We start from the raw sequence: 24753 nt of genomic DNA, 5'->3' as shown, positions 1-24753 counted from the left end.
GACGCGCGCCGGCGGCGAGGCACGCGCGCCCTCTCCTGAGCCGGAGGCAGGGGCGCCGCGACGCGCCCGGCTGTTGACGCTCAGGCTGTCCGATGGCCATCAAGCAGCCTGCTCGGCGGACCATCGGACAGCCTGAGCGTCAACACCGGGTCGGCCCATGATGCGGCTGCGACGCGCGCTCTGTGGGCCTCCACAGGGTGTGTTGCAGCCCGTCCGTAGTGACCAGCTACAGACGGGCTCTTTCGTTAAGGCCCTTAGTGTACCACTTGAGAGATCGTCCGCTCGGTCTCAGTGAGTCGGCTAGGACAGCCGCTGTCATAGCCAGCATGCGTGATTACAGCCTGTTTGACGGCTGTCACTAGGATTGGCGCCCGGAGACAGCGGCCGTACTGCTGCTGTCTCCGGGCGCGTTGGGTGGGACTGGCATGGTATTATCCCCATGCTCGACGTGCAGCTTCAGGGTATGCCGCATCGAACGATGCCTGGGTTCTATCGATGCTACGAGCGGGGGGCGGGTGGGACGTGCCGCAGGTACGCCAACGCGGTGACGATGCCCAGCAAGAACGCTGCTGCTAGTGCTTCCATCTGGCTTCCTCCTTTCTATCGGAGGTGTAATCGCCGGAAATCTCCAGCGATACTTTATCTGACGAACCATGTTGTTTCGGCAGCAGCTGATCGGTCACCGAGCGCAGTATTCCAGAGTGGACATTCACTGACGATTGGTCTCGCCGGCAAACGCCCTTACGGCGACGTGGTGAGCGTGGAGCCCGTCGCCGAGCGCGGCGAGGTGGACGTCTACCTGCGCGAGGACGGCGACCCCGGGAAAGGATCGAGGTCGTGGACGGACCTTGCCGCCGAGCGCTTGCGCGCGGCATCATGCGGCGATGACGCGCCCCAGCCCGCTCGCCGCTTTCGCAACCGCCGCCATTCTCCTCACGCTGACCGCCTGCAAGGGCGAGGAGAAGGCATGCGTTCCGGGGTCCACGCAGACGTGCGTCTGCCCTGGCGTCCAACAGGGCGCGCAGGCGTGCGCCGCCGATGGCGCCCGCTGGGAGCCGTGCGTGTGCGTGGCGCCCGACCCCGCCGCTCTTCGCCGTGCCAAAGTATCGGAGTGCAATGCGCTCATCGCGGTTGCCAACAATGGCGTTCAGAGCATCGAGAAAGGTACCAAGGCCGGCACCGACCAGGGCGGGTCGAGCGAGCTGAAGATGATGGCCGATGCGATGGACAAGGTGGCGGCCGACGCGGCGCAGGTGAAGCTGACCACCGCCGAACTACAAAAGTTCTCGGGCGAGTATCAGGCCATGGCCAAGGACCTCGCCAAGGCGGCGCGCGACCTCGCCTCGGCGGCCGACGCGAACGATGCGGAGAAGAGCAACCGCGCCCAGGCCGCGATCGAGAAAGCGATCAGGCAGGAAGACCCCATCGTCGACAGCCTCAACAGGTTCTGTCAGGCCCCCTGAAGCGCCGGGGCGAGCGACGTGGCACTCCCGCCATGGAGATCGCGCCCACGTCGACTCAGATTCGCTTCAGTAGATGCGGGTGTCCGGGATGCGCCGGGCGAGTGTCTGGAATGCGGATGGCGCCGATGTGGTTCCGGACATCACCTGTCGAGAGCCTCCCCGGAGAGTTGAAACTCAAACCGGAGGCTTCAGACAGCCGTCACATCGAACAATTCTTGTATCAGTGTAGCGTTCGCAGCTGGCGCGCTCAGGAGGGTGGCGGCCCATCCATCAGCGGCAGCACATCGCAGCGTCCATCCCCCGCGACCTGACGGAAGCACTTCGCCCCCGCGATCGCCTCCTCCTTACGAGGCCACCTGGATCAGCGCGTAGCCGACACTCGACGCGAGAAGGCGGCCGAGCGGCGATCGTTCGGGAGAGAGGCGCAGGCCGGCGGTGCCCCTTGGGGGCAACCGCCGGGCTTCACGTAAACTCGCGACCCCTGGATGAAACGAGGCGCACCAGCGAAGCGCGCCGCCGGATTGCGATGCCGCCCTCGCCGTCATCGTATAGGAAAGGGAGCCCATGGCGACGTGTCCCCACCTCCGCCACCTCCGACGCGCGCGCGCGTTCGCGCTGCCGGCGCTCCTTGGCCTCAGCCTGCTCCCCGCGGCCGCCGCGGCGCAGCCGGCGGCGTCCGGAGAGACGCCCGCCGCCGACCCGCTGTTCGCGCCCAGATCCGCCGTGCGGCGCGGCGGGCTCGCCGCGGGCATCGCCGGAGGCCTGGCGCTCGGGAGCGCCGCCGGCTTCCAGAACGACGTCCAGAAGATCGGATTCCAGCGTCATTACACCGAGACCGGCGTCGGGATCGGCGCCGGAGGCTATGTCTGGATCGGCGGTGCGCTCGCGGACTGGCTCACGTTCGGCGCGGCCTTCGGCGGACACGGCCTGAGCGCGGCCGACCACGCCTCCCTCGCCGGCGGGTTCATGCTCCACACCGAGGTCTTCCCGCTCTTCTCGCTCGCGGATCGGTGGAGGGACGTCGGCGTCGCCTTCGACGCCGGCACGGGCGTCGCGTACACGACCTCCGACGCCGACGGCGCCGAGGTCATCGACGGCGCCCTGCCGGCCCGCATCGGAGGCGGCGTGTTCTACGAGGGGATCCGGCTCTGGAAGGTGGCGATGGGCCCGTGGCTCTACGCCGACTACACGTGGAGCACGTCGGTCCGCCAGCCAGGGTTCTACCTGGGGTGGCGCACCGCCCTCTACACCGGGCCCTGACCGGACGGCGGCCTGGTCCTCGACGCCGCGGCGCCGAGCGCGAGCGGGCTCCGCCGCGCCTGCGCGTCCCCCTCCGGGAGCGCCAGCGTGCGCCGGACGCCGCGCCGGATGAGCTGCATCGCCATGTAGGACGCCATGCCCACCAGGATCCTCCGGCCGATCTCGCGGGACACGCTCGGCTTGCCGCGCGGCGCCACCCGCTCCGGGTGCCGCCAGAAGCGCACGAGCGCGCGGAGGCGCTCGCCGCCCGGCCGCTCGTTGCGCGCGCGGGCCTTCTTGATCAACACGATCGCCGCCGCGCCGCCCGCGATCGCGAGCAGGAGCCCGCCGGCGAGCACCTCGGGGCCGTGCCGGCGCACCCGCGACCGCACGTCGACGAGCGCGTGGCGCCGCCGATCGAGCGCCTCGATCGTGTGCATCAGCCGGTCGCGCAGCTCGTCCGCCCTGCGCTCGAAGTCGGCGCGTTGACCGTTCAGCCCCTTCATACGAGCTCCCGGACCAGCCGGACGTCCGCCCCGAGGCGGCCCCGGGTCCTCTCGAGCGGCCTCCTCGGCACGCGCTGGTAGCCGACCACGCCCACCACGATCGCCAGCGCGATGAACGCGAGCCCGATCAGCAGCGCCGGCAGCGGCTCCGGCGCGATCGCCAGCGCGATCGCGACGAGCACCAGCGCGACCCCGAGGAGCGCCGCGGCCGCCGCGGCGCCGAGCGCGACGCACGACGCCTTCGCCCGCGAGATCTCCTCGTTCATCTCGTCGCGCGCCAGCGCGACCTCGACCTGCATCAGCTCCCTGGCCTCGGCGATCGCCTCCTTCACGAGATCTGCCGTCGAGCTCTCCGGCCTGGGATCCACCTGCCTCATGGGACACCTCTTCGCCTCGCAGCGTGAACGCGCTCGGGGGCGGCGCAGGCAGCCGGCGGCGCGCGGGTCACCACCGAGCCCCCGCCACCGACTGCGCCACGCCACCCTCGCCGTGCGTCGCTGTGCATACAGCGCGCCAGCCCCATCCTCGCGGAGGGCACGGGCGCTGCGCGGCCCTCGCGGAGGCGCGCGCCGCGCGGCCGCGGCGGCCACCCGCCCCCCGGGCGGCGGGCGATCAGGGCAGGACGCCGGAGACCACGCGCTCGTGCCCGCCGTAGTCGAGGTGCTTCGCGACGTCGCCGAACCCCGCCGCGGTGAAGAGCTCGGCCACCGCGCCCGCCTTGCCGGCCTCGACCTCCACGGCCAGCACCCCGCCGGCGGCGAGCAAGGCCGGCGCGCCCGCGAAGATGCGGCGCGTGAAGACGAGGCCGTCCGGGCCCCCCGCGAGCGCGAGGTGGGGCTCGTAGCCGCGGATGTCGATCTGCAGCGCGGCGACGTCCTCGTCCGGAATGTACGGTGGGTTCGCGGTGATCAGGTCGTAGCGAACGCCGGAAGGCGCGCCGTCGAGGAGATCCGAGCGCAGGAACCCCGCGTTGACCGCGCCGAGGCGGAGCGCGTTCTCGCGGGCCACGGCGAGCGCGCCGTCCGAGATGTCGATGCCGAGGACGCGGCTGGTCGGCCGCTCGCACGCCAGGCTGATGGCGACGCAGCCGGACCCGGTGCACAGGTCGAGCACGCGCGCGGAGAGGGCGAGGTGCCTCGTCCGGGCGAGGCCCACCTCGACGAGGATCTCGGTGTCGGGGCGGGGGATGAGCACGCGCGGATCGACGCGGAACGGGCGGCCGTAGAACTCCCGCACACCGAGGAGATAGGCAACCGGCTCGCCGGCGCGGCGGCGCTGGTGCAGCTCGCGGTAGGCGGCGAGCTCGGCCCGGTCGAGCGGCCGCTCGGCGTCGATGAGCAGCCCGACGCGATCGATGCCCAGCACCTTGCCGAGCAGGAGCTCGGCGTCGAGGCGCGCCGAGGACGCGCCGCGCTTCTTCAGGTCGCCCGTGGCCCAGGTGATCACGCGCCGGATCGTCCAGGCCTCGCTCTGCTGCTCGCCTTCGGAGGACATGGTCACGGGAGCGGGGCGGCGGCGACGGCGTCGCGGACGGCGGCGGTGACGACGGCCTCGACCTCGGCGCGGGCCGCGTCGCGGTCCGCGACGGACCGCCCCTCGAACCGCAGCACCAGGATCGGGCCGGTGTTGGAGGCGCGGCAGAGGCCCCAGGCCCCGCCGCCGAAGTCGATGCGCGCGCCGTCGATGTCCACGACCGGACGGGCGCGGCGGAAGTGCTCGGTCACGCGGCGGACGACCTCGAACTTCACGGCGTCGGGGCAGTCGACGCGGATCTCGGGGGTGGCGAAGGTCTCCGGCACGTCGGCGAGCAGCTCGCCGACGGGCCGCCGCGCCCGGGCGACGATCTCGAGCAGGCGGACCGTCGCGTAGATCGCGTCGTCGAACCCGAACCACCGATCGGCGAAGAACATGTGCCCGCTCATCTCGCCGGCGAGCAGGGCGCCCTCCTCTTTCATCTTGGTCTTGATGAGCGAGTGGCCCGTCTTCCAGAGGATGGGGCGCCCGCCGCGCGCGGCGATGTCGGCGTAGAGCGTCTCGGAGCACTTCACCTCCCCGAGCACGGCCGAGCCGGGGCGCTCCGCGAGGAGCGAGCGCGCGAACAGGAGCAGCAGCTTGTCCCCCCAGAGCACCTCGCCGCGCTCGTCGACCACGCCGATCCGATCGCCGTCGCCGTCCCACGCGACGCCGAGCGCGGCGCCGGTCGCGAGCACGCGGGCGCGGAGCGCCTCGAGGTTCTCGGGCACGGTCGGGTCCGGGTGGTGGTTCGGGAAGAGGCCGTCGATGTCGCAGAAGAGCGCGTCCGGCGCGAAGCCGAGCGCCGCGAGCGTCCGGACGCCGAGCGGGCCGGCCGCGCCGTTGCCGGCGTCGATCACGAAGCGGACGTCGGTGCCGGACAGGCGGGACGCGGCGCGCACCGCCGCGATGTAGTCCTCCGCGAGATCGACCTCGGTGAGCGCGCCCCGCGCCGCCGCGGCGCTCCGGCCATCGGCGCCCCCCTCCTCGATGAGGTCGGCGAGCGCCTGGATGTCCTTGCCGAAGAACGAGGCCTTGCCGCGCATGAGCTTGAACCCGTTGTCCGGCGCCGGGTTGTGGCTCGCCGTGATCATGATCGCGCCGTCGGCGTGGAGGTGGTGCGCCGCGAAGTAGAGCAGCGGTGTCGGCCCGACCCCCGCCGAGATCACGTCGGCGCCGCCCGCGAGCAGGCCGTCCGTGAGGGCGGAGAACAGCCGGTCGCTCGAGAAGCGGCCGTCCCGGCAGACCGCCACCGTCGGCCGGGCCCGGCGAGGAGGCGCCCCCGCGGCGAGCTCGCGGCCGAGGAGCAGGGCGAACGCGGCGCCGAGCTCGCGCGCGAGCTCGCTCGTGAGGTCGCGCTCGGCGGCGCCGCGGATGTCGTACTCGCGGAAGATGTGTCGGGGGACCTTCATGGACCAGGCAGAGGAGCGCGCGGCGCCCGCGCTGCGAGGCGGGCCGGCGCCTGGGACGCTCTGACACGGAGCAATCGTGGGCGAAACGAAAAACGCCGCGCGCGCAGCGTGGGCTCGCCGGCTCGCCGGCTCGCCGCCGCCTCGCCGCCGCCTCGCCGCGCCGTCATCGCGATCGCGCCGCCTCGCCTCGCCGCCTCGCCGCGCCGACATCGCGATCGCCCCGCCGCGCCGCCTCGCCGGCTCACGGATTGCGTTCCTGGCCGCCGGACGGGTAACTTGGGCGCGTGGAGCCCAGGACCACATGATGACGCGCCCACAGAGGACCGGTCTCGCTGCCGTGGTGGCCCTCCTCGCCTGCAGCAACGCCGCCCGCGCCGCGGAGCCGTCGCCCACCGCCCTACCGATCACCGTCGTCGTCCTCCGGACCGACGACGCCTACGACCAGGCCGGCGCGCTGACCCAGGCGCTCCGCTCCGCCATCAAGGAGGCCCCGGGGTGGTCGGTCAGCGAGGAGGATTTCTCGCTCGAGGTCCTGACGCTCTCCCTCCAGTGCGACGATCGTCCCGACGCGGGCTGCCAGGCCCGCATCGCCGACCAGATCAAGAGCGACCGCTACATCTGGGGCATGCTCCGCAAGAGCGACACCGAGGTCGAGGGCGAGCTGCACCTCTGGACCCGCGGCAAGCCCGAATCGAGCGTGCCGGTGAAGTACAGCGCGAACCTCACCGAGGCCAACGACGAGCCGCTCCGCAAGATCGCCGCGCAGGCGATCGCGACGCTGACCGGCGGGCCGCCGAGCGGGGCTCTCCGCGTGAGGACGGGCGCCGCGCAGGCGAGCGTCTTCATCGACGGGAAGCCCGCCGGCAACGTGCACAACGGCGAGGCGACCTTCACCGTCACGGCCGGGCCGCACGACGTGCGCGTCAAGTCGGCCGGCTTCCTCGACTCCCAGGCGTCGGTCGTGGTCCTGCCCGTCGCCACGACGGACGTCGCGCTCAGCCAGATGCCGGCCGAATCGACGCGGACCAACTGGAAGCGCATGGGCGGGTTCATCGGCCTCGGCGCCGGGGCGGTGTTCGGCTCCGTCGCCGTCATCAGCTCCGTCCAGGTCGCGAGCATCCAGAACGACGCGCGGTACATGGCCTATCGAGGGCTGTTCACGGAGAACGTCGATGACGTCTGCGCGCTCGAGAACCGCAGGGCCATCCAGGACGACTTCACCGCCGACGCGAAGACGGCCCGCAAGGGCATCGAGCTCTGCGAGAGGGCCGACACGTTCATGGCGCTCCAGTACGTCTTCTACCCGCTGGCGGTGGCGTCCGCGGGTGTCGGCGCGTACCTGCTCGTGACGAGCGACGGCCAGCCCGCGGAGCGCACGGGCTGGAGCGTGCAGCCCAGCGTCGGCCTCGGCGGCGGCGGCGTCGACGTGACGTACCGCTGGTGAGCTCTGCCTCGCTGGCCGCGATGACGGGGGGCCGACCGTGCGGGTGATCGCCGGCCGGCTCGGCGGCCGGAGGCTCGCCGCGCCGCGCGGCGAGGGCACGCGGCCGACGGCGGACCGCGTGCGCGAGGCGCTCTTCTCCTCGCTCGGCGACGTCACCGGCGCGGTCGTCTGCGACCTGTACGCCGGCACCGGCGCGCTCGGCATCGAGGCGCTCTCGCGCGGCGCGCGGCGCGCGGTCTTCGTCGAGAGCGGCCGCCCCGCGCTCGCCGTGCTCCGCGAGAACCTCGCCGCGCTCGGCCTCGACGAGGCGGCGCGGGTCGTCCCGCTCCCTGTCGAGCGCGCGCTCGATCTGCTCCGCGACGAGGGCCCCTTCGACCTCGCCCTGCTCGATCCACCCTACGCCGTCCTGGCCAGGGCCGCCGCCGCGGCCGCGCGCCTCGCCGGCCCGCTCGGCTTGCTCGCCCCGGAAGGGCGCCTCGTCCTCGAGCACGCGCGCCGCGATCCCTCCCCGGAGATCGCCGGGCTCACCTGCGCCGCGAGCCGCGCCTACGGTGACACCGCGGTGTCGTTCTACACGCGCTGAGCCGCCTGCGCGCGCCAGCCACGCGTGCTGAGCCGCCTGCGCGCAGCCACGCGCGGGCAGCCCTCCGCGCCGCGCAGCGCTGTCGTGTTCATCCGGGGCGCATCCAGTTTCCTGGCGCGCTTCCCTGCCCGCCCTTGTAGACTCGCCCCGCCGGACGCGCCCGCGTCTCGGCTCCGGCGCACGACGGTCCCGCCGAAGCGGCCGGACCTCGCGCGTCTCTCCGGGAGGACTTCTCAACGTGTCCGCATCGATGCCTCCGTCATCCCAGCAGATCCCGGGAAAATCCGGCGGCCCTGGGCCTTACATCGCGGGAATGGTCGTCCTTGCTGCGCTCATGGCGGGCCTGCTCTACTGGAAGCTGCGCCCGGAGCCGGCCACGCCGCCCGCCGCGCCGACCGCCGCTGTCCCCGCGGACACGAGGCCCGCGGAGCCTCCGCCGCTGTTCGCGCCCCCGCCGCCGCCGCCCGTCGAGGAGGTCGAGGACGCCGGCGTGGACGCCGGCAAGGTCACGTCGGGGCAGGGCCCGGCCACCACCGGCAAGTCGCCTTGCTCCGGCAAGTGCGGCGACGGCGCGACCTCGCCCGCGCTCGACTCCGCCGTCCTGGGGCTCGCTCGCTCGGCGCAGGGTTGTTATAACCGCGCGCTGCGCACCTCGGAGGTCTCCGGCAAGCTGACGGTGAGCGTGCAGGTCGCCTCCAACGGCGCGGTGTGCAGCGCCTCGATCCTCAACGACACGGTGGGGTCGGGCGAGATTGCGTCTTGCGTCCTGGGACGTTTCCGCGGCAAATCATTGCCTCCGCCGCAGAGCGGATGCGTCGTGGTGAACGTTCCGATCAACTTCACCATCAAGCAATAGGAAGCAGCCGATGCGAACGCTCCCCCCCCGGATGGCCAGCTTGCTCCTCCTCGCGCTCGCGCCGCTCGTCCTGCAGAGCGCCGCGTGCCACGTCGATGAAGGGACCACGGCGCTCTGTGACAACAACCTCGACGCCGACAAGGGAATCGAGACCGATCCGGACGGTTGCTATCAGCTCCCGTCCTGCGTGGTGAATGGCCAGCTGGCGGCCCCTGAGGAGTGCTGCAAGAACGCGGAGGGCCTCGTCAACCTGGAGTGTGTCAAGGGGTATGCGTCGCGGACCTCCTCGGCCAGCACGGGCGGCGACGGCGGCTCGGACGGCGACGGGGGAAGCGGCGGCACGGGTGCTGCCGGCGGCGCGGGTGCTGCCGGCGGCGCGGGCGGCGCGGGCGGCGCGGGCGGCGCCGGGGGGAGCGGCGGCTAGGCCGCGCGCGTCGATCGCGCCGTGGCGAGGAGCGCCGCTTCGAGCCGGGGGATCCTGCTCTCGGTCGCCTACGACGGGCGCCCGTTCGCGGGCTTCGCCCGCCAGCGCGACCAGCGCACGGTCTCGGGAGAGCTGCTCGGCGCGCTGCGCGTCATCGACCCCGGCATCCGCGAGATCCGCGGCGCGAGCCGCACCGACGCGGGCGTCCACGCGCGCGACCAGCGGGTCGCCTTCGACACGGCGGCGCCGCTGCCGCCGCGCGGCTGGGTCCTCGCGACCGCGCGCCACCTCCCGGAAGAGATCGTGATCCGGCGCGCGGCCGTGGTGCGCCTCGGGTTCTCTCCGCGCTTCGAGAGCCTCCGCAAGCGCTACCGCTACCTGGTCCTCCGGGATCTGGTCCGCGACCCGTTCCTCAGCCGTCGCGCCTGGCGGGTCGAGGGCATCACGGACGAGGCGATCGAGCGGGCGCGCGCCGAGGCGCTCGCCGCGAAGGGCACCCACGACTTCGCCGCGTTCCGGACGAGCGCGGACGAGCGGACGACCACGGTGCGGACGCTGTACGGCGTCGAGCTGTCGCTCGATCCCGCGGACCCGCGCGTCGTGCGGATCGACGTCGAGGGGAACGCATTCCTGCACAACATGGTGCGCATCCTGGTCGGCACCTTGATGGACGTGGCGCGCGGCCACCTCGCGCCCGGCGCGATCGCGCGCGCGCTCTCGTCGCTGGACCGGCGCGACGCAGGGATCACGGCGCCGCCGGACGGGCTCTACCTCGAGCGCATCCACCTGCGCGACGACGGGCAGGAGGCCTGGCCGGCGGGGCCTTCCGACGGAGGCTCGGCGGACGACGCCGCGCCGATGGACCCCGGCGCGCCGGCGGACAGCGCCCCCGAGGAGTGACGCCGCCCGTCGCCGCGCGCGCGTCACACAGAATCCAACGCGGACACATGGACGGCCCGCGCTGGCCTTGGTAGCACAGCGAGGTGCACGTCGGACTGGACCGCCTCCCGGATCTTCCGCAGCTCCAGCGCCTCCGTTCGACTCGCCTGGGGGTCCTTGCGCACCCGGCGAGCGTCGATCGCGAGCTGACCCACATCGCCTTCGTCCTCGAGCGCCTCCGCCTGCGCCCGTGCCTCTTCTTCGGCCCGGAGCACGGCTACGGCGGCGAGGCGCAGGACATGGCGACGGTGATGAGCAGCGTCGACGCGCGCTCCGGCGCGGGCATCGTCAGCCTGTACGGCGAAAGCTTCGAGGATCTCTCGCCTTCCGCGGCGCATCTCGCGCAGATCGACGTGCTCCTCATCGATCTCGCCGACGTCGGCGCGCGGTACTACACGTTCGTCTGGACGGCGCTCCTCGCGCTGCGAGCGGCCCACGCGGCGGGCGTGCACGTCGTGCTGCTCGACCGGCCGAACCCCCTCGGGGGCGCGGCGGAGAGCGTCGAGGGCGCGACGCAGGCGCCGGGGTTCCTGTCGTTCGTCGGCCTGGAGCCGGTGCCCATCCGCCACGCGCTCACGGTGGGCGAGCTGGTCGCGCTCTTCGCGCGGCGCGAGGGCATCCCGCTCGGCGACGTCGCCTGCGGGCTGCAGGTCGTGGCGGTCGAGGGTCATCGCCGGGAGGCGCTCGCGTCCGGGTGGGATCGCCCGTTCGTCCTGCCGTCGCCCAACATGCCGACGGCGGACACCGCGCTCGTCTACCCGGGCGGCTGTCTGCTGGAGGGGACGAACCTGTCGGAGGGCCGCGGCACGACGCGCCCGTTCGAGATCGTGGGCGCCCCCTGGCTCGACGGCCGCGATCTCGCCGCGCGCCTCGCGTCCACGGCGCTGCCGGGCTTCGTCGCGCGGCCGCTCACCTTCCGGCCCACCTTCCAGAAGCACGCGGGCAAGACCTGCGGCGGCGTCCAGATCCACGTCACCGATCCGCGCGCCTTCCGCCCGGTCGCGACGTACGTCGCGCTCATCGCGTTCGCCTGCAGGCAGCAGCCCGAGCAGTTCCGCTTCCGCACCGAGCGGTACGAGTACGTCGACACGATCCCGGCCTTCGATCTGCTCACCGGCTCCGCTGCCGCGCGCCTCGCCATCGCGGCCGGCGAGGATCCGCTGGCGATCGCCCTGGAGGTGTCGCGCGCGGATCCGGCCTGGCCCGAGGTGATGCGGGAGGCGCAGGCGGCCGTCTCCGCCTGCTGAGCGCCGCCCGCGCGGCTCAGCGGTCGTAGCGGTCGTACGGCGCCTGCCGGGAGGCGGCGCCGGTCGAGTACCTCGTGCCGAGGGCGACGAGCACGAGCGCGAGCCCGGTGACCACGAAGAAGGTCCGCGCCGGGAGCTCTGCGGAGAACCCGAACAGCCAGGGGGACGCGAGGAGCGCGGCGGCGAGGGAGGTCTCCAGCGCGCCGTGCACCGAAAACGGGATCATCCTGGCGGCGCCGAGCGGCTGATCGGACAGGAGCGTCACGACGAGGTGCGCCACGGCGGCGACGTAGCAGACCGCCGTGGGCACCGGATCGAGGCGGAGCGCGAGCGGCGCGAGCGCGAGCAGGACGACGATCGCGTAATCGACGTATCCATGGTGGCGGGGAGATAGAAGCTTCATCGGTGCCTCCTTGGAGGAGCTCCCCTCACCCGGTGCATCGCATGTGCCGGTGAGCGGCTGTCGACGCGCGCGCCCCGGCCGCTCCGGAACGCAGCGCCGGCCAGGATCAGGGTGGTTGTCGCTCGCCCGGGACGGGTAAGGAGGGGTGCTCGTCGTGCTCACAAGAAGGGAGCGGACGGCGCGAGTGAGCCCGATCCGGCACAGAGCGGGGCAGGGTGGCTCACGGGAGCACTGGCCCCTTCACGCTTGCTCTCGCCGAGCGCGCAGCCCCGAGAGGGCCTCTCCGGGGTCCGGCGCGCGTCGCCGTCACGTCGTGCACGTTCGAGACACACCGTGCCTCCGAGGCCTCGGTCTCCACGATCTCCTGGCCGCGGGCGGAGCGCCGCTCGCCGCCGAGCCCGAGGCCCCGGAGCGCGTCGCCGAGCCCCCGGCGGATCCGGCGCTCAGCCCGTCGACAGGAGCTCGTCGAGCACGGCCCCGTACTCGTCGAGCAGCGGGTGCGGCCGCAGGCCGCGGCACATCGCGCGCAGCTCTTCGAACCTCGCGATCTGCATGTCCCTGCCGCGCTTGAACATCGACCACGGATCGCCGTGCTCACGCGCGCAGACGATGATCGACTGGAAGTTGTCTATCTTGTCAGCCAGCGTGATCGCCTGCGCTTCCCAGGGCTTCTTCGGGAACGCCTCGAGATAGAGCCGCTTGCGGTCTTCCCACGGCAGCGCCCTGTCCTGCTCGGTCACGTGGCGGACGAGCGTGGCGACGCGATCGCCGAAGCGCTGGCTCAGCTCGTCGAACGTGACGCCCTGGTCCTCCATGGCGTCGTGCAGCGCGCCGGCCGCGACGACCTCCTCGTCGAAGCCGTGGCGCGCGAGCAGGACCGCCACGCCGGCGAGGTGGCTGATGTAGGGGACGTCGGCGTTCGGATACTTGCGCTTCTGGGCTCGATGCCAGACCGCCGCCTGGTCGAGCGCACGCTTGAGGAGGGTGCTCATCGCGATGTCCCGCCAACCATAGCCGCTCGGCGTCCAGAGCGCAGGCGCCCGAGCGCCCCCCTGTGCCGTCCGGCAGGTCCTCCGTCCGGATCGGACCCCGCGCCGCTCGAGGCTCGCCGTCGAAGGCCGCGTCGGTTCGAGCGCCCGGCGCGCCACGAGCCCGGTGAGCGGCGCGCGCCGAGCGCGCTGGCTGCGCGGCGGACAGGCGCCACGACGGGCGCGCCGGGCGAGGGGCGCGGCGCGCCGCCGCATCGCCGGCGATCCGCGCTGCCGGCCCGCGCGCCCGCCTCGCGCCAGCGCGACGGGGCGCCGGAGCGGTCGCGCCGTCGCGCTGGCCGTTCGCGAGGGCGGCTGGAGCGACCGACCCTGGAGTCGGACCGCATCGCGCCGGGGCCGCCGCGACGAGAGGGGTTCTCCCGGCCCTCTGTGCGACTCGACGGTCCCTCTCTGCCAGTCGTCCGGCGCGCAGCGCGGGATATCCGCTCTTCGACGAGGTCGACTCCGCGCGCTCGGCACGCCCGCTCGCGGCGGCGTCTCTGCGGATGGAGCGCGCGCCGCCCGCGCGCGCGATCGCCTCTCGTTCGTTCAGCGGATCGGGGAATGCGCTGGGGTGGCGCGGAATGGTCGGGGAATGGTCCGGGGAGGTGCGCGCAAGTCCTACGAACATGCCGACGACGTCGCTCGTTGCTCAAGACTCCGCACTTGCCGACCTGTATACTCGTCCGCGACAGCGTCTTATATCGTCATGCGAAACCCGCCGATGCAGGGTGCCACCTCATGAGACTTTGGCCTCTCCGCTCGCTCGCCGCCGCGCTGGCCGCCCTCGTCGTCGCCCCTCTCCTTCCCGCGCCTGCGTACGGGCAGGACGCGCCGGTCAACCCCGGAGGCATGGCCCTGAGCCGCTTCGTGCCGGCGCCGGCCGGGGACCGCATGTTCAGCGTGCCGTCGCCGTTCGTGGCAGGGCACCTCACACCGCATGTGATGCTGCTCGCCGATTACGCGAGCAACCCGCTGGTCCTGCGGCGCGAGCGCGACGGCGCCGAGATCGGCGCGGTCGTCAGCGATCAGCTCACGTTCCACCTGGGCGCGTCGCTCCCGCTCTGGAACAAGCTGAGCGTCGACCTCGATGCGCCGCTCACCGCGCTGCAGTCCGGGGACAGCCCGAGCGGCGGCGGCCAGCAGTTCCCGTCGCCGAGCGGCGCGGCGCTCGGCGACGTGCGGCTCGGCGCGCGCTTGCAGCTCCATGGAACGTACCATGACCCGTTCCAGCTCGCCGTCGGCGCCTACCTCTGGTTGCCGACCGGCGCGGACGACTCGTTCGTGAGCGACGGGAGCGTCCGGGCGATGCCGTACGTCGCGGCCGGCGGCCGCATGGATCGGCTCGTCTGGTCGACCGCGCTGGGCACCGAGGTCCGGCGCTCCCAGTCGTTCGGCGGCGTGGCGCAGGGGACGATGCTCTCGCTGGGCGGCGGCGTCGGGTTCCTCGCGCTGGACGGCCGGCTCCAGGTGGGGCCGGAGCTCAGCGCCGCGATGGTGCTCGAGGACATCAGCAGTCGCTCGACCAACGCGGAGCTCCTCCTCGACGCGAGGTATCGATTCCTGCCCTTCATGGAGGCGGGCATCGGCGTCGGGCCGGGGATCACCTCGGGCATCGGGACGCCGGACGTGCGCGCCGTCGCGATGGCCGCCTTCACGCCCGAGCAGCCGGCCGATCGGGACAGGGACGGCATCGGCGACCCCGAGGACGCGTGCCCGAGCGTGCCGGGCGTGCGCAGCGGCGACCCGAAGAAGAACGGCTGCCCGCCGCCGCCGGACCGCGACGCCGACGACATCGTCGACGCCGAGGACGCCTGCCCCGACGTCGCCGGCGTGCGCAGCGACGACCCGAAGAAGAACGGCTGCCCGCCGCCGCCGCCGGACCGCGACGCCGACGGCATCGCCGACGCCGAGGACGCCTGCCCCGACGTCGCCGGCGTGCGCAGCGACGACCCGAAGAAGAACGGCTGCCCGCCGGACCGGGACGACGACGGCGTGGCCGACGCCGAGGACGCCTGCCCCGACGTCAAGGGGTTCCGCTCGAAGGATCCGGCGAAGAACGGCTGCCCGCGCGACACCGACGGCGACACGTTCCGCGACGACGTCGACGCCTGCCCGAGGGAGAAGGGCTTCGCGGATCCGGACCCGGAGAAGAACGGCTGCCCGAAGGCGGTGCGCGTCACCGAGAAGCACGTGGTGATCCTCCAGCAGGTGCAGTTCGACACGGACAAGGCCACCATCAAGCCGGTGAGCGATCCGTTGCTCGACGAGGTCGCCGAGGTGCTGAAGGAGCACCCGGAGATCGTGCTCATCGAGATCCAGGGCCACACCGACAACCGCGGCACCGTGGAGCACAACAGGATCCTGTCGCAGAACCGCGCCAACTCCGTCATGGCGGCGCTGGTCCGCCGCGGCATCGACTCGACGCGGCTGACGGCACAGGGCTACGGCCGGGAGCAGCCCATCGACGACAACGCGACGGAAGCCGGGAGGCAGCGGAACCGACGAGTCCAGTTCAACATCATCAAGAAGGCCGCGTACACGCCGCAGGCCGAGACCGGAGAGGATCGATGAGAAAGCAGTTGAGCATCACGGGGCTCGCGTCCCTCACGCTGATCGGGCTCACGACCGCCAGCGCGACGGCCGAACCCAAGCTGCGCGTACAGGTCGATCAGCAGGGCGACTTCGCCCTCATCGGGAGCTCGCTCGGGCAGGAGTGCCGCTCCGCGACGCCGAGGCCCACGGAGGGCACGATGGGCGCCTGCGGCCAGTCGACCGTCGAGTCGGGGCCCGATCTCTTCTGGAGGTCCGACTCGCCTTCTGACGGCAAGGCGGAGGCGAACCTCGATATCACCCCGGAGATGGCGCGCACGACCGCGGTGCTGGCGCTGCCCGAGGGGGCGGCGGTGACGCACGCGTTCCTGTACTGGGCCGCGCGCAACACCGCCGGCGCCGATACGGAGGTGGAGCTCCACCACGCGGGCGGCTACGACGGCACGGTGACCGCCATCGACTCGGTCGAGACGGTGATCAACCAGGGGAAACCCAACGAGTCGCACAACTACCAGTCGGTCGCCGACATCACCTCGATCGTGAAGGAGAGCGGCGCCGGGGCTTACCGGGTGGGCGGCGTGGACGTCGTCGACGTGAGGGACAGCGACGACGACGTGGCCTTCGTGGCGTGGTGGATGGTGGTGTTTTACGAGGCGCCGAGATCGCCGATGCGCAACCTCGCGCTGTTCGACGGGCTCGACCGGGTCTCCGACGTGGGATGGCAGCAGGTCGAGCTCTCGGGCTTCAAGGTGCCCGACGCCGGCTTCGTGGCGAAGCTGGGCATCGTCGCGTTCGAGGGCGACAACTCGAACACCGGCGACAGCGTGTTCTTCAATCCCAAGAACCCGGGCAAGCCCGATCTGGCCGAGGCGCTGAGCGACGAGCTGAACCCCGCCGACAACTTCTTCAACAGCACCCGTTCGGCGCTCGGAAAGCCGGTGTCGGTGGAGGGCGATCTCCCGAGGATCCCGGGCACGCCTCAGAGCATGTCGGGGGTCGACATCGACATCGTGGATGTCAGCGCGAAGCTCAAGCCGGGGGACGATCGGGCCACGCTCGTCGCCACGAGCAAGGACGAGCTCTATTTCCTCGCGGGGTGGGTGACGTCGATCTCCAACTATGGCCCTGATTTCAGCAAATCGAGCAAGGTGGCCACGGATCTCGGCGGGCTGCCGACCTACCGCGGGGACGCCGTCGAATACCGCATCACGGCGACGAACACGGGCAACGACGAGGCCGTGGGCGCGGTGCTGACGGACGCGCTGCCTGCCGGGGTGACGTTCGTCCCTGGATCGCTGTCGATCGTCGACGGGCCGAACGCCGGTCCCCAGACGGACGCGCCCGGCGACGACCTCGGGCAGTACGATCCCGCGACGCGGACCATCACGTTCTGGCTCGGGGACGGGGCGGACAGCGCGCGAGGCGGGAGCATCCCTGTCGACGGCAGCGTCACGGTGCGCTTCGAGGTGACGGTCGACGCGGACGCGCCGGACCTCATCAAGAACCAGGCGAAGATCGCCGCGGCGGGCGCGTTCGGCGCGCCGGTCAGCGACGATCCGACGGACGGCAACGGCGACGCCCCGGGCGCGCCGCCGACCGAGCTCGCCGTGGAGCCGGAGTCTTTCTACGCGGCCGGCAGCGGCATGCTCGGCGCGTGCGCGGCCAGCCCGCGGGGCCGGGATGGGAGCGCCGGCTGGCTCGCGGGGCTCGCGCTGGCGGGTCTGCTCCGCCGGCGGCGCCGGGGGTAGACGATCACCGCCGCGTCAGCGCTCGGCCAGGGCGTCGTCGAGCGTGGGCGCGGTGAGCCCGCGCTCGGTCCAGCCTTCGATCTGCGCGGCGCCGGCGGCGCGGAGGCGCGCCTCGATCGGCTGCGGCAGCTCGCCGAAGCGCAGCCGGAGCTGCTCGAGCAACGCGCTCCGCCCTCTCACGGGCGCGCCCGCGCTCGGGCCGCGATCAGTTGATGGTGAAGGACTTGCTGACGGTGACCGAGCCCCCGCCGAAGGCAGGCACCCGCGCGCTGCGGAACAGCCTGGCGACGCAGCCGCCGACGCTGGTCCCGGCGAACGGCGCCCCCTGGACTTCGGCCGACGTGACGCTGCCGCTCGGCGCGAAGGTGACCTTGACCCTGCCGGTCCCGGTCGGTCCGCCGGCCTTCTTGCAGCTCTTGGCAGAGCCAGCGGCCGCGCCGAGCGCCGAGCTCGCGGCGCCACGGTTGAACTCGGCGCCACTGGACGCCGCCGGCTCCGGCTTCGACGCCGGCTTCTCCGCCGCGGCGGCGGGCGCGGACGCCGGCTTCCCCGCCGCAGGGGGCGTCGCCGCGGCGGGCGTCGCGGCAGCAGGCGTCGCGGCGCTCGGGGCCTCGGCGCTGGGGGTGGGCTCCGCGGACGGCGCCGCCGTCTCCGCCGTGGACGGCGTTGCGGCCGCAGCGGTCTCGGCAGGCGTCGGCGCCGGCGCCGGCGCCGTCTCCGCAGGGCTCGGCACCTCGGCGGGGGCCGTGTTCGCCTGCTCCGGCGTGGCCGTCGACGCCTCCGGCGTCGGCGACTGCATGAAGAAGAAGGCGACGCCGCCGATCAGCACGACCGCGGCGACCGCGGCCGCGATCAGACCCGTGCGGCCCTTCCTGGTCGAGGCGTCCGGCGCCGTGAGCGGCGAGAGCGACGAGAGCGACGCGGGCGGCACCGACGCCTTGGACGGAAGCGACATCGAGGGAGGCGGCCGCGAGTCCGTCACCGGCGCCAGCAACGGCGGCGGCGCGAGCATCGGCGCGGAGGCGATGGGACCGCCGCCGAGGTTCAGCAGGTCGTCATAGCCGGCTCGACCGTTGTTCTTCGAGGGGCGGTTCGAGGGACGCCGGCCCGACGGGAGCTCGTCTTCGTCGTTCTGCTTGGCCGCCGCCGCGTTCTCGGTCGCGGTGAGCGCCGAGAGCGAGAAGAGGACCGAGTTCTCGTTGCGCTCGCCCACCTGGCGATCGAGGCCCGGCGGCGGGGAGGACGCGGCGGGGTCCTCGGCGCGCTCCGCGGCGCTGAAGACGTCGACCGCGGCCCCCCGGGCCGCGCGACGCGCGACCGCCGGCGCCGGTGCGCCGGCCGGGGCCGGCGCCGCGGCCGCTGGGCTCGCCGGCGCCGCGGCTTCCGGCGCCTTCGCCGATGCGACGGCTGCAGGCGCCGGGGTCGCGGCCCCCGCTTGGTTCAGGGCGCGCCGCGAGTCCTTCATGACCACGGTCCCCTCGGGCCCGAACCTGAGCCCAGCAGCCGCCGGAGCCGTGGGGACCGGCGCAGCTGCAGCCGCAGGCGCCGGAGCGACGGCCGGCGCAGAGACCGCTGCGGGCGGCGCCGCTGCCGCCGCCGGCGCAGCTGCAGCAGGGGCGGCCGCGGCAGCGGGCATGGGCGTCGCGATCGCGGACGCCGCGGCAGCGGGCGCCGCCGCGGCGGCTGCGGGCGCGGGCGCCGCGTCTTCCTGCGAGGAGAAGCGCTCCTTGAGCTCCGGGACGCTGGCGATCGGCAGCCAGTCGCCCATCCCGTCCTTCCACACGTACGTGTCGTTGCTCAGGCCTCCGCGCGCGTACTCGGCCACGAGCTCGGCGGTCGTCATGGTCCGCTCGTCGCCCTCGGCGACGTTGACGGTCCACGTGTCGGGCGCCGCCGCGGGCGCGCCGCCCACGTCGGCCACGAGCTTCGCGTCGGCGTCATCCGACAGGGCGCCCTGCTGCTCCACGGTCGCGTCCTGCGGTGCGGCCGGGGCAGCCTCATTCGCGCCGTGGACCACCATGGAGTGGTTGCACTTCTTGCATTTGATCTTGACCGTCTTGCCGACGACTTTCTCGTCGGCAATCGTGTACTTGGCCTGGCACGACTCACACGTAATCTTCATGCGACTGTCGCCCTTCCCGTTCCGGCATGCGGGCATGGGTTCAACGACCACACACGCGCACAATCACGCGGCCCGGTCGGTCGACGCAGAATAGCGGGATGGCGCGAGGCCGATCAAGGCGGCGACCTCTTTTATGATCGCCGCCGGCGCAGCGCCGCGCGATGACGCAGCGCGCGCCCACGTCCGCGCGCGGCGCGCGCAGTGTGGCGCGATCAATTGAGCAGCAGCAGCTGCGTGCCGTCTTTCCCGCAGAACATCGCCTCGCTCGGATAGCGGTCGCCGCAGGTTGGGCAGATCTTTCCACGAACCCGCGGCGCCGGCCGGAGCGGCGCCGTGGCTGACCCTGCGGCGCCCGCGGGCGAGGCCCCCGAGGGCGCCGGCGCGCCCTCGGCGCCTGCGCTGTCGCGCTCGCCGGCGCCGGCGGTGGAGGCCGGGCCTTCCACTTCGCCTGCCCGCCGGCGGCCTCGGCGGAGCAGGATCAACCCGGCAAAGCCGAGGCAGGCCGCGACCCCGCCCACGATGGCCACGAACAGGTTCTTGCGCTGTCGTCCCAGGTCCTCGCCCGAGGTCGTGCGCCCGCCGATGGTGCCGGCCGCGATCACGACGACGGCGGCCTGCTCGCTCTCGCCGGCCTCGTTGAGCCCGCTCGCCGCGAGGAGCGCGTCGTAACGATCCGGGCTCGTCACCTCGATCGCGACGGTCACCCCCTTACCGGCGACGGACGCGACGAGGCCGAGCGCCCCCTCGCCCGCGCCGGCGCCGAGCGAGAGGGCGCCTGTCGCGTCGACCGTCGCGGCGGACGCGAGCGGCCCCGGCGCGATCGACCACGTGGGCCTCGTCGGGAGCGCGCACCCCGCCGCATCCATGACGAGCGCGCGGAACTGGAAGCGCTCGCCCGGCCGCATGAGCTTGCGCGACGGCGTGACCTCGAGGCGCGCCGGCTCGCCGGGGGCGTCGCAGGAGCGCGAGGCCGCGGGCTTCTTCTCGGCTGCGGCGGGCGCCGCGGACGGAGCGCTCACGACCGGCGGCGGAGCGCTCGCCGCCGGCGGCGGGGTGCTCGCCGCGGGGGGCGCTTCGCCCTCGCGCCGGACGAGCGTGTAGGTCCGCGTCCTCGTGACGGACGCGCTGCAGGTCGTGTCCTGGATGATGAACTGGTACTGCCCTGTCTCCACCATGTTGATGCTGGCGTCGGTCGCCTGGGTCGTGGTGGTGACCACGGCGCGGCGGGGATCGCTGGCCGGCGTCGTGCAGCGGGTCTGCCAGGAGCGCGCGTTGCCGGACGCCGAGTGCTTGCTCCGCGCGAGCCCGGGCATCTGCTCCCAGCACTCGGCGGTGCTCCACGACCGTCCGGCGCCCGAGATCGAGAGCTCCGAGCCGTGCTGCTGGATCTGCACGGCGCCGCCCGGGGCGCCCTGCGGGCGAGGCCTGGGCCCGCACGCCTGCCCCCAGGCGGAGACCGACCACTGTTCAGCGAGGGCGCTCGCGGTCCAGGCCCCGCTCAGCGTCGGCAGGTCCTGCGCGGCGCCCGCGCGGGGGATGGCGACGGCGAGGAAAATGAACGCGAGCGACGCGAGCGACGCGAGCGATGCGAGCGACGCAAGGCGAGGCGCGTGGAGCAGGGCCGACGAGGCGAGCAGCGGGCGTCGCACAGGCGAACCGTAGCAGCGCCCGCGCGCGGGCGTCAGCCGCAGGCTCGAAGCGCCGCCCGCGGCGCCGTGCGGCCCGACACGCAACGCCCGGGCCGACCCGCACGCGAGGACCCAGAGCCACACAAAAAAGCTCACACCCTCGAAAAAGGATCTAGACAGGCGAAGCGAAGACTCGTTATCTTGAAAAATGGTCCCGTGCGCATTCTGCATCAAATCTCGTCAGGAACTCCCGCGTACCTGATCCGATCCTGTTCGTCCCTCGACCCCTGCGGAGGGTCGGAGAGGGCTGCTAACCCCACTGCGGGAGGTCGACCGGGGAAGGGAACCGCCAAGCCGCCAAGGGCGCCAAGAAAACCGGGGAATCGGGGGGGGATGCGGGATGCCCGGACGGCGCCCTTCCCCTCTCCCCTTGGCGTCCTTGGCGGCTTGGCGGTTTTCTGCCGCTCCGGGGCAACTTTCCGCAGTCGTGCCAAGCATCGCCTCACGCCGCCGAGCGCCCAGCGCGCCCCCAGCGAACCGCGAGCTGCGCACCGACCCGTCGAGCTGGCGAGTGATCTGGCCATCGAGCTCGATGCGCCAGACTGCGCTCGTCTCCGTGAACCGTAAGCAGCCCAAAAGCGTCACTGCGCGACCCAAAATTGTCACCTTGCAACTCGATACTTTTCTCGCACCTGCCGCCAAAAAGATCTGGACATCTCGACCTCTGAGTTGCTAACTTACACCCTGTTACCTTGCGCATCCGCTCTCCGATCGAAGCACAAGCACCCGCGTACTTGATCCGATCCTGATCAGCCCGCGGGGGCTCATTCCGACCGGAGCCCGCGAAACCGACCTCGCCTGACCCGTGTGTCATGGTGCCTGCTGTCCGGATGACGCTCCAGCAATGGTTCACCCGTGAGGACCTCGAGGAGCTACCAATGAAGCAGTTCGTAATCGCATCTTCTGCCGCGCTCGCCACGCTGTTCATCACCGCCACCAGCCTCGCCAACACGACCGCTCCGTCTCCCACGTGCACCGTGATCAAGCGGGGTGTCCTGGGCGACGTCTACAACGCCGAGATCTGGAGCCTCGCCCCGAGCTACCACGTCCCGTCCCCGTTCGAGGTCAACACCGGGTACTCCAGCTCGGTCGGAGAGAAGCGCGCCCTGTTCCGCTTCGATCTCAGCCCCATCCCCGCCGGCTCTCTCGTCACGTCGGCCACGTTCTACGCCCAGACGTACACGAGCACCGCGCAGACCGTGTACGTCCACCAGGTGCTCGCCCCCTGGAGCGAGGAGCTCGTCACGTGGAACAACTTCGGCGGCATGGACCCCGCCGCGTTCACCTCGTTCGTGCCCAACGTCACCGGGTGGAGCTCGGTCGATCTCACCGGGATCGTGCAGGACTGGGTGAACGGGACGGCGCCGAGCCACGGGATCCTCCTCGAGGAGGGCGCCAGCGGGAAGACGTCGTACAAGGGCAGCGCCCACACCGATGAGTCTTACCGGCCTCTCCTCGAGGTCTGTTACACGGCGCCGAAGGGCTCGATCGGCGACAAGGTGTGGTTCGACGCGAACGCGGACGGCATCGAGGACGCCTCCGAGCTCGGCATCTCCGGCGTCGTCGTCGACCTCTTCGGCGACGCGAACTGCGACGGCGTCGCCGACGGCGCCCTGCTCCAGACGGCCGTGACCGGCGCGAACGGCGTCTACCGCTTCACCGAGCTCGACGCGGGCTGTTACGTCGTCGACGTCGACGACGCGACGCTCCCGCTCGGCCATATCCTGACCAGCGACGACGAGCCGCTCGGCGTGTCCCTCGACGCGGGTGAGAACGTGGCCAACGCCGACTTCGGCTACGTGACGTACTCGTCGATCGGCGACACCGTGTGGCTCGACAGCGACGCCGACGGGCTCTACGAGCCGGAGACCGGCGAGCTCGGCGTCAACGGCGTCCGTGTCGAGCTGTTCCAGGGGGCCCAGCTGATCGACTTCACCGTCACCGGCACGAGCCCCTACACCGGCCAGCCCGGCTTTTACCTCTTCGACACGCTCCCGGCGGGCACCTACTCGGTGGTCATCACGCCCGACAACTTCATGGCGAGCGGTCCGCTCGCCGGACAGGAGCCGACGGCCGACCCCGACGGCGGGCTCGACAACGTGGGCGTTGTCTCGCTCGGCTGGGCCCAGGACCTGCTCGACGCGGACTTCGGCTACCAGCTCTCCTGCGGCAACGGCGTCTGCGGCGGCGACGAGAGCTGTTCCAGCTGCGCTCTCGACTGCGGCACCTGCCCGCCGGTCTGCGGCAACGGCACCTGCGAGATCGGCGAGGACTGCGGGAGCTGCAGCGCCGACTGCGACGTCTGCGCGCCTGTCTGCGGCGACGGCACCTGCGACGCCAGCGAGAGCTGCGGCACCTGCTCGGACGACTGCGGCGCCTGCCCGCCGGTCTGCGGCAACGGCACCTGCGAGGCCGGCGAGGACTGCGGCACCTGCTCGGACGACTGCGGCGCCTGCCCCGCGGTCTGCGGCAACAACGTCTGCGAGAACGGCGAGGACTGCTCGAACTGCACCGGCGACTGCGGCGCTTGCCCCGCGGTCTGCGGCAACGGCGTCATCGAGCCCGGCGAGAACTGCCTCGAGTGCCCGAGCGACGTCGGCGTCTGCCCGCCGGTCTGCGGCAGCGGCGTCTGCGAGGCCGGTGAGACCTGCTCGAGCTGCGCGGCCGACTGCGGCGCCTGCCCGCCCGTCTGCGGCGATGGAGTCTGCAAGGCGGGCGTCGAGAACTGCTCGAGCTGCGCGGCCGACTGCGGCGTCTGCAAGTGTTCGTCCCCCGGCACCGGCTCCCCCGGCTACTGGAAGAACCACGAGAGCGCCTGGAAGATCACGAAGCTGACCATCGGCGGCAAGACCTATACGAAGTCCCAGCTCCTCGACATCATCAGCCGCCCCACCAAGGGTGACGTCACTTACATCATCGCGAAGCACCTCATCGTCGCCAAGCTCAACGTCGGTATCGGCAACCGGTCGAGCTGCATCGAGGACACCATCGCCAAGGCCGACGCCTGGCTCAAGAAGTACAAGCTCGGCAGCAACGTGAAGGACAATTGCAGCAGGAACGCGCCGTGGGTGACCGGCAAGCCGCTGTCCGAGATGCTCGACAAGTACAACAACGGCTATCTCTGCGCCCCCCACCGCGACGACCTCGACTGCGAGGACAACCGCAACGATCGCGACCATCACCGCGGCTGCGGCCGCTGAGACGTAGGCGCGAGCGCCCCCGGGCCAGCGCCCGCTCCAAGCGACCAGCCTGGAGAGCCGCCGACGCTGGCCCAGCCCCTCCTCGCCTCCCCCCTCCCCTCCGCCGTAGCTCTCCTCACCCCTGGCAGCGGGGCCGCCTCGTACTCAGGACGGGACGTCCCTCCTCAGGACGGGACGTCCCTCGACGCCCCTGGACATCCCCACACCCCCGCATGGGCGTGTTCTGCCCCTGGCGCGGCAAATTGCCCCTGCCACCCCGGAGGGAGCCCCTGCCGGCGCCGCCTACGCCTCGAACAGCGCCCCGCCAAGGAGCGGGGTCGAGCCCGTCGAGACCGCTCCACCGCAAGACAGGACAGCATGGCACGGGCGCTGCAAATCCTGCGGGG

20 protein-coding genes are annotated in these 24753 nt (G+C 72.5%); 11 read left to right on the top strand and 9 right to left on the bottom strand.

Annotated features, from left to right (window positions below; genetic code table 11):
* Window positions 1–884 precede the first annotated feature (884 nt).
* A complete protein-coding gene (locus tag ACSRUE_RS08235) occupies window positions 885–1463 on the top strand; it encodes a hypothetical protein (protein ID WP_441290534.1) in 579 nt (192 codons plus the stop codon).
* A 564-nt stretch (window positions 1464–2027) separates the two neighbouring features.
* Complete coding sequence (locus ACSRUE_RS08230; protein WP_441290533.1) at window positions 2028–2723, top strand: hypothetical protein; 696 nt, start codon at window positions 2028–2030, stop codon at window positions 2721–2723.
* Here ACSRUE_RS08230 and ACSRUE_RS08225 read toward each other — a convergent pair.
* The 4 genes from ACSRUE_RS08225 to ACSRUE_RS08210 form a co-directional block, all read right to left on the bottom strand.
* Window positions 2708–3208: a hypothetical protein gene (locus tag ACSRUE_RS08225; RefSeq protein ID WP_441290532.1), complete on the bottom strand. Its 501-nt coding sequence runs from the start codon at window positions 3206–3208 to the stop codon at window positions 2708–2710. The two genes, ACSRUE_RS08230 and ACSRUE_RS08225, sit on opposite strands and share 16 nt — an antisense overlap.
* Window positions 3205–3585, bottom strand: a complete 381-nt coding sequence (locus ACSRUE_RS08220) for a phage holin family protein (protein WP_441290531.1) — start codon at window positions 3583–3585, stop codon at window positions 3205–3207. Before ACSRUE_RS08220 ends, ACSRUE_RS08225 begins: the two co-directional genes overlap by 4 nt.
* Window positions 3586–3820: 235 nt before the next feature.
* The gene (prmC, locus tag ACSRUE_RS08215) at window positions 3821–4702 is read right to left on the bottom strand and encodes a peptide chain release factor N(5)-glutamine methyltransferase (protein ID WP_441290530.1); all 882 of its coding nucleotides are present in this window, start codon (window positions 4700–4702) and stop codon (window positions 3821–3823) included.
* A 2-nt stretch (window positions 4703–4704) separates the two neighbouring features.
* Window positions 4705–6132: a phosphomannomutase/phosphoglucomutase gene (locus tag ACSRUE_RS08210; protein ID WP_441290529.1), complete on the bottom strand. Its 1428-nt coding sequence runs from the start codon at window positions 6130–6132 to the stop codon at window positions 4705–4707.
* Window positions 6133–6469: 337 nt separating this feature from the next.
* Here ACSRUE_RS08210 and ACSRUE_RS08205 point away from each other — a divergent pair, with 337 nt between their 5' ends.
* From ACSRUE_RS08205 to ACSRUE_RS08180, 6 genes are all read left to right on the top strand, one after another.
* The gene (locus tag ACSRUE_RS08205) at window positions 6470–7576 is read left to right on the top strand and encodes a hypothetical protein (RefSeq protein WP_441290528.1); all 1107 of its coding nucleotides are present in this window, start codon (window positions 6470–6472) and stop codon (window positions 7574–7576) included.
* Window positions 7577–7613: 37 nt separating this feature from the next.
* Window positions 7614–8159 carry a 16S rRNA (guanine(966)-N(2))-methyltransferase RsmD gene (gene rsmD / locus ACSRUE_RS08200; protein WP_437763548.1) on the top strand — a complete coding sequence of 182 codons (546 nt, stop codon included), beginning with the start codon at window positions 7614–7616 and terminating at the stop codon, window positions 8157–8159.
* Between the two features lie 313 nt (window positions 8160–8472).
* The gene (locus ACSRUE_RS08195; RefSeq protein ID WP_441290527.1) at window positions 8473–9015 is read left to right on the top strand and encodes an AgmX/PglI C-terminal domain-containing protein; all 543 of its coding nucleotides are present in this window, start codon (window positions 8473–8475) and stop codon (window positions 9013–9015) included.
* A 10-nt stretch (window positions 9016–9025) separates the two neighbouring features.
* Window positions 9026–9439, top strand: coding sequence for a hypothetical protein (locus tag ACSRUE_RS08190; protein ID WP_441290526.1), 414 nt, complete (start codon window positions 9026–9028; stop codon window positions 9437–9439).
* Window positions 9440–9460: 21 nt separating this feature from the next.
* Window positions 9461–10339 carry a tRNA pseudouridine(38-40) synthase TruA gene (gene truA / locus ACSRUE_RS08185; RefSeq protein ID WP_441290525.1) on the top strand — a complete coding sequence of 293 codons (879 nt, stop codon included), beginning with the start codon at window positions 9461–9463 and terminating at the stop codon, window positions 10337–10339.
* Between the two features lie 83 nt (window positions 10340–10422).
* On the top strand, window positions 10423–11625 hold the full coding sequence (locus ACSRUE_RS08180) for an exo-beta-N-acetylmuramidase NamZ family protein (RefSeq protein WP_437763544.1): 1203 nt from the start codon (window positions 10423–10425) through the stop codon (window positions 11623–11625).
* Between the two features lie 16 nt (window positions 11626–11641).
* Here the strand turns inward: ACSRUE_RS08180 and ACSRUE_RS08175 are convergent, their stop codons facing one another.
* Window positions 11642–12028 (bottom strand): SPW repeat domain-containing protein, encoded by a 387-nt coding sequence (locus ACSRUE_RS08175; RefSeq protein ID WP_437763543.1) that lies wholly within the window; start codon window positions 12026–12028, stop codon window positions 11642–11644.
* Window positions 12029–12471: 443 nt separating this feature from the next.
* A complete protein-coding gene (locus ACSRUE_RS08170) occupies window positions 12472–13020 on the bottom strand; it encodes an HD domain-containing protein (protein WP_437763542.1) in 549 nt (182 codons plus the stop codon).
* Window positions 13021–13797: 777 nt separating this feature from the next.
* Between ACSRUE_RS08170 and ACSRUE_RS08165 the strand changes: the two genes are divergently transcribed.
* Together ACSRUE_RS08165 and ACSRUE_RS08160 are read left to right on the top strand one after the other, a co-directional pair.
* The gene (locus ACSRUE_RS08165; RefSeq protein WP_441290524.1) at window positions 13798–15630 is read left to right on the top strand and encodes an OmpA family protein; all 1833 of its coding nucleotides are present in this window, start codon (window positions 13798–13800) and stop codon (window positions 15628–15630) included.
* Complete coding sequence (locus ACSRUE_RS08160; protein WP_441290523.1) at window positions 15627–17357, top strand: DUF3344 domain-containing protein; 1731 nt, start codon at window positions 15627–15629, stop codon at window positions 17355–17357. The genes ACSRUE_RS08165 and ACSRUE_RS08160 overlap by 4 nt, the downstream gene beginning before the upstream one ends.
* A 15-nt stretch (window positions 17358–17372) precedes the next feature.
* On the opposite strand, the gene ACSRUE_RS08155 is transcribed toward ACSRUE_RS08160, so the two are convergent.
* The 3 genes from ACSRUE_RS08155 to ACSRUE_RS08145 form a co-directional block, all read right to left on the bottom strand.
* A complete protein-coding gene (locus tag ACSRUE_RS08155; protein WP_441290522.1) occupies window positions 17373–17519 on the bottom strand; it encodes a hypothetical protein in 147 nt (48 codons plus the stop codon).
* 43 nt (window positions 17520–17562) lie between these two features.
* Window positions 17563–19479, bottom strand: a complete 1917-nt coding sequence (locus tag ACSRUE_RS08150) for a zinc-ribbon domain-containing protein (RefSeq protein ID WP_441290521.1) — start codon at window positions 19477–19479, stop codon at window positions 17563–17565.
* 212 nt (window positions 19480–19691) lie between these two features.
* The gene (locus ACSRUE_RS08145) at window positions 19692–21128 is read right to left on the bottom strand and encodes a hypothetical protein (protein ID WP_441290520.1); all 1437 of its coding nucleotides are present in this window, start codon (window positions 21126–21128) and stop codon (window positions 19692–19694) included.
* 917 nt (window positions 21129–22045) lie between these two features.
* Between ACSRUE_RS08145 and ACSRUE_RS08140 the strand changes: the two genes are divergently transcribed.
* Complete coding sequence (locus ACSRUE_RS08140; protein ID WP_441290519.1) at window positions 22046–24367, top strand: SdrD B-like domain-containing protein; 2322 nt, start codon at window positions 22046–22048, stop codon at window positions 24365–24367.
* The last annotated feature ends 386 nt before the right edge of the window (window positions 24368–24753 follow it).

It is taken from the genome of Sorangium sp. KYC3313, from assembly GCF_052075895.1.
Lineage (GTDB): Bacteria > Myxococcota_A > Polyangia > Polyangiales > Polyangiaceae > Sorangium > Sorangium cellulosum_B.
The sequence above is the reverse complement of the archived record's forward strand: the minus strand, read 5'-3'. Positions and strand labels throughout refer to the sequence as shown.

Excerpts from the sequence above, each read along its gene's own strand:
- ACSRUE_RS08160 (WP_441290523.1), top strand. The coding sequence starts at position 15,627 with ATGAGAAAGCAGTTGAGCATCACGGGGCTCGCGTCCCTCACGCTGATC.
- ACSRUE_RS08195 (WP_441290527.1), top strand. The coding sequence starts at position 8,473 with ATGGTCGTCCTTGCTGCGCTCATGGCGGGCCTGCTCTACTGGAAGCTG.
- ACSRUE_RS08220 (WP_441290531.1), bottom strand. The coding sequence starts at position 3,585 with ATGAGGCAGGTGGATCCCAGGCCGGAGAGCTCGACGGCAGATCTCGTG.
- ACSRUE_RS08190 (WP_441290526.1), top strand. The coding sequence starts at position 9,026 with ATGCGAACGCTCCCCCCCCGGATGGCCAGCTTGCTCCTCCTCGCGCTC.
- ACSRUE_RS08150 (WP_441290521.1), bottom strand. The coding sequence starts at position 19,479 with ATGAAGATTACGTGTGAGTCGTGCCAGGCCAAGTACACGATTGCCGAC.
- prmC (WP_441290530.1), bottom strand. The coding sequence starts at position 4,702 with ATGTCCTCCGAAGGCGAGCAGCAGAGCGAGGCCTGGACGATCCGGCGC.
- ACSRUE_RS08140 (WP_441290519.1), top strand. The coding sequence starts at position 22,046 with ATGAAGCAGTTCGTAATCGCATCTTCTGCCGCGCTCGCCACGCTGTTC.
- ACSRUE_RS08165 (WP_441290524.1), top strand. The coding sequence starts at position 13,798 with ATGAGACTTTGGCCTCTCCGCTCGCTCGCCGCCGCGCTGGCCGCCCTC.
- ACSRUE_RS08230 (WP_441290533.1), top strand. The coding sequence starts at position 2,028 with ATGGCGACGTGTCCCCACCTCCGCCACCTCCGACGCGCGCGCGCGTTC.
- ACSRUE_RS08210 (WP_441290529.1), bottom strand. The coding sequence starts at position 6,132 with ATGAAGGTCCCCCGACACATCTTCCGCGAGTACGACATCCGCGGCGCC.
- ACSRUE_RS08225 (WP_441290532.1), bottom strand. The coding sequence starts at position 3,208 with ATGAAGGGGCTGAACGGTCAACGCGCCGACTTCGAGCGCAGGGCGGAC.
- ACSRUE_RS08170 (WP_437763542.1), bottom strand. The coding sequence starts at position 13,020 with ATGAGCACCCTCCTCAAGCGTGCGCTCGACCAGGCGGCGGTCTGGCAT.
- ACSRUE_RS08175 (WP_437763543.1), bottom strand. The coding sequence starts at position 12,028 with ATGAAGCTTCTATCTCCCCGCCACCATGGATACGTCGATTACGCGATC.
- ACSRUE_RS08235 (WP_441290534.1), top strand. The coding sequence starts at position 885 with ATGACGCGCCCCAGCCCGCTCGCCGCTTTCGCAACCGCCGCCATTCTC.